We start from the raw sequence: 11425 nt of genomic DNA on the forward strand, positions 1-11425 counted from the left end.
AAAAATCGCTTTTAAAAAAAAGAAAAAAGGCAATCTACAGATTGCTTTGTAAAAAAATTTTACTATATTTGTTTTTTAATATATAAATTTGCGATAACTTCATAGAAAATATTTGAAGCATTCGCTTTGAACCTTGCACTAGAAAAAACTGGACACTTTTTCAACCGCGCGCAAGAAGATAAGTGTAAATGCTCACGCCATAAACGGCGTGGGCTCACTTATGCGCGCAAGGTAGTCCAGTAAATCCTTCTAGTGTGTAAGTTGAGACTAACCCACGCCTACTTTTTTAGGCGAAATCCAACTTCTCAAAGCAAATTCCTTAAATTCTAAAGAAACGCATTCATTTGTTTAACCTTTAAGAAGGTCAGATATGATGTAATAATTGTTCTGTTTTTGTAATGCCTGGCCCGAAACGGTATTGCCATTGAATTAGTTTTAGGGCCGGGTCATTGCCCAGCAGGTTCAGCATATGTTTAGCAACAGGCTGAAAAATCACAATCTAATTTTTGAAATCTTAATAAATGCGCCAATGAAATAACTTTTTTACCACAAAATTTGAAGCTCGGCATCAAATGCCGCTTCAAAAAAGCAGTCCCCTACCGCAGCGACTAAACTAGTGTAGAGGACCTTAGCTAATCAAAACCAAGTTCAACTAACCAATCCAATATTATGAATTATTTTTCATTTTTCAAGGGTGGGAAAGCTATTTATTGCCTAATTTTTACAGGCTTTCTTCTGTCTTTCTCACCTTCAGCCGCAAAAAGCAGTCTGCGGCGTAGCACATCATCATTCCAACAGCATCAGGTAAAAGGAACCGTCTCCGACGGCAGCGGTCCCCTGCCTGGTGTTACTATCTCAATAAAAGGTAATTCTAAAACTACGGTGATTTCTGACTACAATGGCCATTTTAGTATTCAGACGCCAGCCCAAGATACTTTGGTCGTTTCCTATTTAGGTTTCAAGACCGCCTACGTCCCCGTCAAAAGCCGAACAAAAATCGACATTGTGCTTCAGTATGACACCACTACTCTGCAGGAAGTAAAAGTAAATGCAGGATATTACTCAGTAAAGGAAAGCGAACGGACTGGAAGCATTGCCAGAATTACGTCTAAAGATATTGAAAGCCAGCCCGTGACAAATGTATTGGCCACGATGCAGGGCCGGATGGCTGGAGTAAATGTGACCCAGACCACAGGGATACCAGGCGGGGGATTTGACATACAGATCCGGGGGCAGAACAGTATCCGTACAGAAGGCAATGCTCCACTGTACATAATTGACGGTGTACCCTACGCCTCTGATGCCATTGGTTACAGCCAGACATCCACGGTTACTCCTTCCGTCACGAGTCCCTTGAATAATATCAATCCCGATACAATTGAAAGTATCGAGGTGCTGAAAGATGCAGATGCCACGGCCATCTACGGGTCCCGCGGTGCAAACGGCGTAGTGCTGATAACAACCAAAAAGGGCAAAGAAGGTAAAACCAGATTTACAATCAATGCTTCAACCGGTGCTGGAAAAGTTGCGCGCTTTATAAAAATGATGGACACACAGCAGTATCTTTCCATGCGCCGGCAGGCATTCATAAATGATAAAATAAATGCATACCCCGCTAATGCCTATGATCTCAATGGAGTATGGGACCAGAACCGTTCCACAGACTGGCAAAAAGAATTGATTGGAGGTACATCTACTATTACGGACATGCAGGGCACCATAAGTGGCGGATCAAAAAGTACCCCGTTTCTTATCAGTTCCAGCTATCATACGGAATCTTCCGTACTTCCCGGCAGCTTTATTTATAAAAAGGGAGGAACACATCTCAGTCTTAACCATACCTCTGAAGACGACAGTTTCAACTTTACCTTCTCTGGGGGCTACAATGTACAGAACAGCAACCAGCCTGCCACTGACCTGACCAGTGACTCGCGCAGCCTTCCTCCCAATGCACCATCCTTATACGACGCGAATGGAGACCTCAACTGGGAAAAAGGAACATGGAGCAATCCATTGGCCAAACTTTTGGCCGAAAACAAATTTAAAACCAAAGATTTCACAGCAAACACCGTACTAACCTATCAGATAATCCCTGATTTGGTGCTGAAAAGCAGTTTCGGCTACACCGATCTCCAGCATTATGAGCACCGCACTTCGCCGTCCACGATGTATAATCCTTGCTCGGGATTAAACAGTTCCAATTCCAGTATATTGATGACTAACACTAAACGATCATCATGGATCATCGAACCTCAGCTTGCCTGGGACAGCAGTTTAGGAAATGGAAAAATAAATATTCTTATTGGCGGAACTTTCCAACAGCAGAACAGCCAGCAGCTGTCCCAGCTAGGAACAGGCTTTACTTCCAACAGCCTTATTTACGATCTTGCATCGGCTACTTTTAAAGAAGTCATTTTTAGCAACGAGACCATTTACAAATATCAAGCTTTCTTTGCAAGGGCAAATTACAACTGGCAGAACCGCTATATTGTAAATTTGACCATGCGTCGTGATGGTTCAAGCAGGTTCGGTCCTGGAAAACAATTTGCCATGTTTGGAGCGGTCGGTGCAGCCTGGCTGTTCTCGAAGGAGAACTGGTTTCGGGACAGTTCCTGGCTTAGTTTTGGGAAACTCCGCGCCAGCTACGGAACGACAGGAAGTGACCAGATTGGTGATTATCAGTTTTTTGACACCTACAACTCTACTGGTATATCTTATGAAAACATCATTGGATTACAGCCTTCCCGACTGTTTAATCCTGATTTTGCGTGGGAAATCAATAAAAAACTGGAGGCCGCACTAGAGGTCGGATTTTTTAAAGACCGTATTTTCTTTACATCGGCATGGTTCCGCAACCGGTCATCAAATCAACTCGTAGGAATTCCTCTTCCAGCCACCACAGGATTTACACAGCTTCAGGCCAACCTTGGAGCGGAAGTTCAGAATGCTGGATGGGAATTTACGCTCCGCACCGAAAACTTCAATAGTAGGCATTTCAATTGGAACAGTAGCGTGAATGTAAGCTTTATGAGTAACGAACTGTTAAGCTTTCCCGATTTAGGCAGCTCTACCTACAAAAACAGGTATCGAATAGGAGAATCCCTGAACATCCTACTGCGATACCAGTACACGGGAGTTGATCCCGTAAAGGGCGTCTATACATTTGCCGATCAAAACAGTGATGGCAGAATCACCTCCCCTGACGACAGGCAAACGATTGTCAATCTTAATCCCGACTATTTCGGAGGATTTCAGAATCAGCTACGTTTTAAAAATTGGAAACTTGATTTTCTTTTTCAGTTTGTTAAGCAGCGTAATCTGAATTACGGCAGCGGACTTGCTGGACTGATGATCAACCAGCCAGTAAAGATGAATAATAGCTGGAATAGTGCGACACAAGATGCTCAGTACCAATTATATTCTGCCGGATACAGTTCGGCCGCTGTAGCATCCCAGTCGTTTTACACGAACAGCGATGCCACCGTAGCTGATGCCTCCTACGTACGCCTGAAAACGCTGGCACTTAGTTACGACGTGCCACTGGCTTCCAAAACTGTTCTGTGCACACTTATGATTCAAGGGCAAAACCTTCTGACTTTTACGCCATATATGGATGGTGATCCTGAATTTAAAAGCAGGGGCTATCTGCCTCCCCTAAAAATAGTGACAGCAGGCCTGCAATTAACTTTTTAAATGAAAATAATTATGAGAACACTTTATAGAACTGAAAAAAACATTTCCAGCCTCATATTCAAAAGAGCCTTCTTTTTCGGCACTTTGCTTATGCTGCTTTCCTGTGATTCCTTTGTTGAAGTTGATCTGCCTAAATCCCAGCTGACCAGTACGGCTGTATTCAGGGACTATGCTTCTGCCAATGCAGCTATGGCCGATGTATATTCGAAAATGCGTGACGTCGGTATGCTTACAGGAGGACTATATGGTCTATCAGTGCAACTAGGAAATTATACTGATGAATTAACTTTTTATGGATCACCAACAAGCCCAACCGCATCGTTTTTTGCCAACACCATTCTGCCAAGTAACAGTACAATTTCACTTTTATGGAATAATACCTACAATCAGATCTATGAAACTAATGCAATTTTAAACGGTGTAGAAGGTACTTATTTAAATATACAACAAAGAACGCAACTGGGAGGCGAAGCCTATTTTGTGCGCGGATTACTACACTTTTATCTTCTGCAGTTATATGGTCCAATTCCTTATATTAAATCTACGGACTATAAGCAAAATTCTGAAACATCGAGACTACCAGTAGAAAAGGTTTACCAATATATTATCGAAGATTTAAAGAAAGCAGAACAAATGCTTTCACAACAATATTCTTCCACCGAAAGGACTCGTCCGAATTCTTTAACTGCAAAAGCTTTGTTGGCAAAAATTTATCTATATCAAGGAGCTTGGGATGAAGCCGATCGTATGAGCAGTTCAATTATAGAAAATTCATTGTACAAAATTGAAGTAAACCTAAATAAAGTTTTTCTAAAAAATTCAACCGAAACAATCTGGCAGTTTATGCCAGCTTCAGCAAGCAAAAACACTGATGATGCAGTGAATTATATTTTTGTATCCGGTCCGCCGCCGCTAATGTCGTTAAGCGAATCATTAGTTAACAGTTTCAGTGCGGAAGATCAAAGAAAGAGCATGTGGATCGCTTCTTTGACCAGTCAAAGTGGAAAATGGTATTATGCAAATAAATATAAAGAGTCAAAACCTACTACACCTTCAAGAGAATATACCATTATAATGAGGCTCTCTGAACAATACTTAATTCGAGCAGAAGCAAGAGTCTATTTGCAAAATTTAACTGGTGCAGTTGACGATTTAAACAAAATCAGAAATCGCGCAGGAATTCGAAACGTTACAGAAGGCACAGCTGAAGAAATTCTAGAATACATTCTCTCAGAAAGAAGAAAAGAACTTTTCACTGAAAATGGGCACAGATTTTTTGATCTAAAACGAACTGGAAAACTTGATACAGAATTAGGAAATAAACCTGGTTGGAAATCAAGCTATGAGCTTTTACCAATACCTGAAACTGAAATAACTTTAAATCCTAATCTTAAGCCTCAAAATACTGGCTATTAGATTTTTAAAAACTTTAAAAAATTATGAACATCCTAAATAGTGTATTTAAGATACATAGAAGAAACTTAAATATAATATTACTTCTAATTTTAAATTTAGTTATGCAATTGGCTACCTGCTCTCTATGGGGGCAGGCAATGCAAAAGAGGGCACTGACTGTCGAGGACTATTTAAAATGGGGAGAGCTAACCCTTGATAATGTTGGTACGAAGGGATTGTGGGCAAGTTACACCATCAAATATGAAAGTGATAAAGATACGCTTTATGTAAAAAATACAAAATCAGAAAAAACATATAGTTTTCCTTATGGATACAAGGGTAATTTTCTTGAAAATAACTGGTTTATTTGTAAGACCCCTAGTGCAGTAAAACTTCTCAATCTTAAAACTGGACAACAAGAAGAGCTACCTGAAGTCGTGAAATATACCTACAATTCCAATACAAAACAACTTGTACTCCTAGTCAATCGAAAAAACAAAGATAGTGAAATGATCGTGCGAACTCTCGAAGGTGCAGTTCAGATGCAGATACGCGGAGTAACCGAATTTCTACCATCCCCATCAAACGAACTGATCGCATTTGTAGTTAGAACTAAGAAAGGAAGTACTGTAAACATTTTAACATTGTCAAACCAAAATAAAATAAAAATAATTGCAAGTGATCCGTATATTTTTACAGATCTTGTATGGCAAGGAAAAGAAAAAAAAGCATTGGCTTTTTATAAAAAAACTAATAAAGAAAAGAGGTTTGAAAATAGCATATACTATTATAATTTCCAAAATAATAGACTTTATAGTACTCAACAAATTCAAGACCCTTTTTTAAGCGATACAGTATTCATTACTGTAGCAAGTCATAAAATAAAAATTTCAGATGATTTAAAACGTGTCTTTTTTATAGTACAGAAAAAGAAATCAAAGCTCAACGCAAATGATATTAGCCCACAAGTATGGTACGGAAATACCTATAATATTTATCCTCAGGAAGAAAAAGTAAGTTCTTTTAAAGATACATACCTGGCTCAGTGGTTACCAGAACATGAAAACTTCAAAATGATTTCTAATGACAGTCTACCTCAATTTATGCTCACCGGGACACAGAATCATGCTATACTTTTCAACACTGTAAAATATGGCCCACAGTATGGTAAAGATGATATAAGTGATTTCTATATTTATAATCTTGACAATGATAAAACTACCCTGTTTTTGAGAAAAAACATTGCACATCCCTCGTTATTAATACCATCTCCGAGTGGAAAATTTATTTCGTATTTCCGTGACAAAAACTGGTGGATTTACAATATTGAAAAAAACACACACAAAAATATTACCCAAAACTCAGGCACTGACTTTTTTCAAAATAAAAAGCAGCATCCACGAAACGCGGATGCCTTTCAACAATATGGCTGGAGCATTGGCGATAAGGAAGTACTATTATATGACACTTGGGATCTATGGGCTTTTAAAACTGATGGGACCTCTTCACGCCGGCTAACAAAGGGCAGAGAAACAAATACGAAATTCAGACATCCTGCTTATTCAAGAATTATTCGCGGCTCCTCAAACTATAATGGTTGGATGTTGGATGGTGTAGATCTTACAAAAAGAATTTTACTTGAACGGTTGACCGACTATGGATCGCAAGGATGTATTGAATTGGGTGCCAAAGAAAATAAAAATTTGTTAACACTTGATAATTCTCATTTTGATCAGCTAACCCAATCTCCTGATTCTACTACATTATTTTACAGGGAGGAAGGGCATTATTTGCCACCAAGAATTGTTTTTGTAAGCACTGAAGGAGTAAAAAAAACACTAGTTCAAAGTAATCCGCAACAGAAGTCATTTTATTGGGGTAGAAACGAACTGATTTCATATAGTACTAGAGATGGAAAAGTGCATAAAGGGTTACTATATTATCCTGCGCAATATGATCCTCAAAAAAAGTATCCTATGATTGTTTATATTTATGAAAAATTTTCTAATCGACTTCACAACTATATACCTCCGACTTTGTATTCTGGGATTGGGTTTAATATTACAAATTTTACAACACAAGGTTATTTTGTACTTACTCCTGATATTTCTTATGAAATAGGAAATCCAGGAATTTCTGCAACTGAATGTATAATTTCGGCTACAAAGGAAATCATAAATAAAGGATATGTAATTCCAAACAAAATCGGGATTATTGGACATTCATTTGGAGGATATGAAACTGATTATATTATTACACAAACAGATCTTTTTGCCACAGCTGTTTCAGGTTCGGCTGTAACAGATCTATCCACCTTTTATCTATCAATTGGACCGGCAGTGGGGAAACCAGATATCTGGCGTTTTGAAAGTCAACAATTTCGAATGGGGAAATCACTTTTTGATGATCGTGATGGGTATAGGAAGAACTCGCCTATTGAACATGTTGAAAAGATTAGAACGCCATTACTCTCATGGACAGGAGACAGCGACCTTGAAGTAAAGTTAGATCAAAGCGTTGAATTTTTTCTGGCTTTGCGCCGCCTTGAAAAAAAACACATCATGTTAGTGTATCCTAAAGAAGGACACACTTTAAGAGACCATAGAAATCAAAAAGATCTTTCGGTTAGGTTAACTCAGTGGTTTGCCTATTTTTTAAAAAATGAACCACCAGCTCCATGGATCAATGAAGGATTAAAATAACAATAGTTAAATTAACAATGCAGTTCTTTCGAACTGCATTGCATTATTAAATATTAGAACCTGGCTTATTCAGGATCAACACGAAAAACTGTGCGACTACAAGATGTCTCATTTGGAAACATTGCCTTCGCTTCTGGACCAGAATCATCAAATTGGCGACAGATTTCATCTGTGGACTCTATTTGACAGGTTACTGCTAAGTCACATGGGCTGCCTCCATCATTGTTATCAACATATCCTGTAATATCGGTAGCCTCTAATTTATCGCTACTCTGCATTGAAACAGTTGAAAAAGCACCTGCGATACCCAAAACAAAAACAGCAAAGGGCATCATTCTTCTTGAAATTGTGGTTTTCATAACGTATTATTTTTTAAAAAGTTAAATGATCTACTTTTTTTTACAGGTTTTCGATCTAATTCCTGATACATGCGCAAGTATATTTTTAATTAAGCTTCAGGAGCTTTTAAATATTTTTTGTTTACTTCATTACTAAATTTATAGATAGCTAGTTTTGTACCTATTAAAACAAAGATTTTACCATGAACAACATAAAAGTTGCGAAGCTTTTTACCATTCAAGCGATCAATTGTAAAACTAAATACGTAAGACCTTTTTTTTAAATCGTAGACGTCAATAACAGACTGCAATTCCCATTTTTGTCTTCCTTCAAATCTGCCTGGGACATTTGAGTTTACATATAGAAAAGTTTCATTTACACTGCTTGATCTGTTTACTGTAATTGCTGGAGCAGACATTACTCGTTCTGATTTTCCTTTTAAATAAGCAACTTTTATTTTGGCATGCGAATTGGTGTCGATAGTATGACTTCTAAAGTTTAATTTTCCTTCCCTATCTGCTACTAAATATTCATTTCTATATGAGTACAAGTATATAATGCTATTCAACTCTTGACTGAAATGCAGCATGCCGTCCGTATCAAAAATTCCGTCGATTTGCTTCTGGAGCAAATGAGGACTTATTATTGTTCTACTGTTTTTTCCCCATCGGTAAGTTCCTATGACATTATTCCGCGTTTTTGAACTCATTCCCCTAAAAACAACCAAAGTACTGTCGGCAGGATATGCAATGTTAAAATACGGAGGGGTGGTGGCCAATTGCAGGGCTTTCCACTCAGATGTTTTACCCTGGAATATGACAGGGACAACCCCGTCCAAAACATAAAAGAATGGAGGGCGGACTGCTATTCTGACCGATTTGAAGTCAAAACGTTCCCTGTCTAGCCTTATTCTTATTTTCTTCTGTTCCATCTGGCTACTAATGGAAAGAAGGCTGAAAGGTGCCGTTGAATTTCCGAGATACAGATTTCCCTCTCCGTAGCCTGCGAAATAATAGGAGTTGTATTTTAAATCTATGGTTTTTTCTATTGAAACAGGATGATGCGGGTAGCGTCTTATAAACGGGTTCTGATAATGCATAATTTTTTCAGAAGCAAGAAACAGAACTGCTACTGCACCACTTCCTGAAATAAAGATCAAAGAAAGAATTACTGAATTGGAAATTTTTGAAAACAACCTGTTATGGTCGGGATATACTGTAATAGCCAAGGCGGCAAGCAGAACAAAAACGATATTGAATGCCAAATGCGTCCCCCAGCTCATTTTTTCCAAAATCCCGCCACAGGAACATGGCACAAAAGAACTGTAATTAAGAATTATAAAAATATATGCACTGAACATCGTCATCAGACAGAAACCTGCGTAAAGCCCGATTTTCCTGCTTCCAGGAAAAACCAGCATTAGAGCAATTCCTAATTCACTTATAATAACTCCCCAGGAAACAGGAACAGCAAATGCACTAAGAAGGGGAGATTGTCCAAGCTGCACCTGAAAATTCTCAAAATCAATAATTTTGCTTACAGAAGCATAGACGAAAAGAAGTATATAAAGCAGGCAGATGGCTTCAACTATTGCACTTTTAAAAGAATCTGATATTTTCATGTCCTATATTTTTTTCTACTACATCATTAATTTCGTCAATAGACAGTTTTTCTGCCGATGGAAAACGATTTAGTTTGCAGTATAATTTCAAAGTGCCAAATTAGATCAAATGCTTTGAGTGATTATTATGAAAATTCATCCATTATTTATAAAAAATGGTCTATTTTTCCTATAAGTATTTTTTTTCTGCCTCTTCACTGCTAGGTCTTAAAGAAATATTCTTAAGGCATTAAAAGGGGACAGATTTTTAGCAAACCGCATGCAATTGGTTATCAAAACGTTGCTGGAAAAGCGGATGAATCCTCAGCATATCAAGCGCCATACTCCCGTCCATCCCTTGTAAGAGCGCGGATTTTGCCTAAATTTGCGGCATGAACCACGAAGAAATAAAACGCTATTTTGAAAGCAATCCACCGCCCAAGGAACTAAGACTGACCGAATGGGCAAATATTACCGATACGCAGGTTTTTCTCAGGAGCTGCTACAGCACCATCAGAAACTTCAGCGGACCTGTGGACCGCTGTCCTGCATGGTGGCATCTCAGGGATTTTTATATCCTAATGAAAAAAACCGCCGCACCTCAGGCTCAATCCCGGGAAGCGGCTGCGGAGAATATTCAGGAAGACGTATCTGATCAGGCACTTTCAGAAGAAGAAGCCGCTCTGTAAAACCGGCTTTAATTTATAAAATAACAGCCCTGCAATGTGAACTGCAGGGCTGTATTTTTTTTATGATAAACGCCATCTCAAACCAGAAGGAACTCTGCCCTGTTTCTTCCTGCAATGCTCCAGTCCATATCCATTACGTTCTGCAGAAGGTCTTTAAGGGCCTGGAAGGTGCTGGGCTTCACGGCATAATAATCAGCTCCCAGTTCATAGGAGCGCTGTATGTTTTCAGCATTGCTGCTGGTGGAAAGCATGATCACTTTTACGCCGCTGCGTATCTGCTCCAGGCATTCAAAACCGTTTTTGCCCGGCATGTTGATATCCAGAAAGATAATCTCGTGCAGTTCGAAACCGGGCTATGGCAAAATGGTTGAAACCACTTATAATCTAAATTCAGGGGCAGCTAAGCGGATCATGAGCTCGGACACCGCTTCTGCAGATTACATTGAAGTTGAAAAACAAGGAAATATTTTTATATTTGAAAACACACATAATTCCATTTTTAAGGTTTCAAAAAATCCTTCCAAAATTGAAATTATTGATGCTCAGGACAAAACCTCCACCTACATGGAAGAAAGAGGCTATAAGATCACAGCTAAAAAAAACAGAGATACTTTAATTATCCGTTTTTTCCCAACCAGATCTACGCCGGCATCGGTATTTAAATTTGGAATTGAATATAAATTTTACAAGTAATGCCATGAATGAACTAATCTGCCACTTTTTATCCACGCTTACTGATCAGGAGATTGTAAATCTGTTTAATGGATGCATCTCGGCTCCGAATCCTGATAATGCATATGCCTTAATTTATAATTCAGCAGACCCGCAGTTTTATTTTACGGATACCTTCAATGAAGACGTTAAGCCAAATTCCCATTATATTTTAGTTGGACTGTTTTATCTCCATGAGATTAACGACCTGTCTGCACTAAAGGCAAAGGTACAGTCATTAAAGACAAAATGGTGCGGTTCATAAATACCGTGAATCTTTTTTATCTTTTCTGTGT

Annotated in this window: 9 protein-coding genes; 7 read left to right on the forward strand and 2 right to left on the reverse strand. The window is 38.6% G+C overall.

Annotation, left to right across the window (positions count from 1 at the left end):
• The first annotated feature begins 669 nt into the window (after nucleotides 1–669).
• The 3 genes from FJOH_RS15735 to FJOH_RS15745 are packed head-to-tail and all read left to right on the forward strand — an operon-like array spanning nucleotide 670 to nucleotide 7790.
• Nucleotides 670–3693 carry a SusC/RagA family TonB-linked outer membrane protein gene (locus FJOH_RS15735; protein ID WP_012025071.1) on the forward strand — a complete coding sequence of 1008 codons (3024 nt, stop codon included), beginning with the start codon at nucleotides 670–672 and terminating at the stop codon, nucleotides 3691–3693.
• Between the two features lie 12 nt (nucleotides 3694–3705).
• The gene (locus FJOH_RS15740; RefSeq protein WP_235023015.1) at nucleotides 3706–5109 is read left to right on the forward strand and encodes a RagB/SusD family nutrient uptake outer membrane protein; all 1404 of its coding nucleotides are present in this window, start codon (nucleotides 3706–3708) and stop codon (nucleotides 5107–5109) included.
• A gap of 23 nt (nucleotides 5110–5132) precedes the next feature.
• Nucleotides 5133–7790 carry a S9 family peptidase gene (locus FJOH_RS15745; RefSeq protein ID WP_044047779.1) on the forward strand — a complete coding sequence of 886 codons (2658 nt, stop codon included), beginning with the start codon at nucleotides 5133–5135 and terminating at the stop codon, nucleotides 7788–7790.
• Between the two features lie 65 nt (nucleotides 7791–7855).
• On the opposite strand, the gene FJOH_RS15750 is transcribed toward FJOH_RS15745, so the two are convergent.
• Together FJOH_RS15750 and FJOH_RS15755 are read right to left on the reverse strand one after the other, a co-directional pair.
• Nucleotides 7856–8149 carry a DUF6520 family protein gene (locus FJOH_RS15750; protein WP_008463825.1) on the reverse strand — a complete coding sequence of 98 codons (294 nt, stop codon included), beginning with the start codon at nucleotides 8147–8149 and terminating at the stop codon, nucleotides 7856–7858.
• 89 nt (nucleotides 8150–8238) lie between these two features.
• On the reverse strand, nucleotides 8239–9750 hold the full coding sequence (locus tag FJOH_RS15755) for a MauE/DoxX family redox-associated membrane protein (RefSeq protein ID WP_008463824.1): 1512 nt from the start codon (nucleotides 9748–9750) through the stop codon (nucleotides 8239–8241).
• A 371-nt stretch (nucleotides 9751–10121) separates the two neighbouring features.
• Between FJOH_RS15755 and FJOH_RS15760 the strand changes: the two genes are divergently transcribed.
• From FJOH_RS15760 to FJOH_RS15775, 4 genes are all read left to right on the forward strand, one after another.
• On the forward strand, nucleotides 10122–10418 hold the full coding sequence (locus FJOH_RS15760) for a DUF6965 family protein (protein WP_008463822.1): 297 nt from the start codon (nucleotides 10122–10124) through the stop codon (nucleotides 10416–10418).
• 62 nt (nucleotides 10419–10480) lie between these two features.
• Nucleotides 10481–10789 (forward strand): hypothetical protein, encoded by a 309-nt coding sequence (locus FJOH_RS27455; protein WP_435528787.1) that lies wholly within the window; start codon nucleotides 10481–10483, stop codon nucleotides 10787–10789.
• Nucleotides 10782–11111 carry a hypothetical protein gene (locus FJOH_RS15770; protein ID WP_123875689.1) on the forward strand — a complete coding sequence of 110 codons (330 nt, stop codon included), beginning with the start codon at nucleotides 10782–10784 and terminating at the stop codon, nucleotides 11109–11111. The genes FJOH_RS27455 and FJOH_RS15770 overlap by 8 nt, the downstream gene beginning before the upstream one ends.
• Before the next feature lie 4 nt (nucleotides 11112–11115).
• Nucleotides 11116–11394, forward strand: coding sequence for a hypothetical protein (locus FJOH_RS15775; RefSeq protein WP_123875688.1), 279 nt, complete (start codon nucleotides 11116–11118; stop codon nucleotides 11392–11394).
• Nucleotides 11395–11425 lie beyond the last annotated feature (31 nt).

Source organism: Flavobacterium johnsoniae UW101, assembly GCF_000016645.1.
GTDB lineage: Bacteria > Bacteroidota > Bacteroidia > Flavobacteriales > Flavobacteriaceae > Flavobacterium > Flavobacterium johnsoniae.

Bases quoted from the DNA above. Each gene is read 5' to 3' on its own strand.
- FJOH_RS15735 (WP_012025071.1), top strand. From the start codon at position 670: ATGAATTATTTTTCATTTTTCAAGGGTGGGAAAGCTATTTATTGCCTA.
- FJOH_RS15740 (WP_235023015.1), top strand. From the start codon at position 3,706: ATGAGAACACTTTATAGAACTGAAAAAAACATTTCCAGCCTCATATTC.
- FJOH_RS15745 (WP_044047779.1), top strand. From the start codon at position 5,133: ATGAACATCCTAAATAGTGTATTTAAGATACATAGAAGAAACTTAAAT.
- FJOH_RS15750 (WP_008463825.1), bottom strand. From the start codon at position 8,149: ATGAAAACCACAATTTCAAGAAGAATGATGCCCTTTGCTGTTTTTGTT.
- FJOH_RS15755 (WP_008463824.1), bottom strand. From the start codon at position 9,750: ATGAAAATATCAGATTCTTTTAAAAGTGCAATAGTTGAAGCCATCTGC.
- FJOH_RS15760 (WP_008463822.1), top strand. From the start codon at position 10,122: ATGAACCACGAAGAAATAAAACGCTATTTTGAAAGCAATCCACCGCCC.
- FJOH_RS27455 (WP_435528787.1), top strand. From the start codon at position 10,481: ATGATAAACGCCATCTCAAACCAGAAGGAACTCTGCCCTGTTTCTTCC.
- FJOH_RS15770 (WP_123875689.1), top strand. From the start codon at position 10,782: ATGGTTGAAACCACTTATAATCTAAATTCAGGGGCAGCTAAGCGGATC.
- FJOH_RS15775 (WP_123875688.1), top strand. From the start codon at position 11,116: ATGAATGAACTAATCTGCCACTTTTTATCCACGCTTACTGATCAGGAG.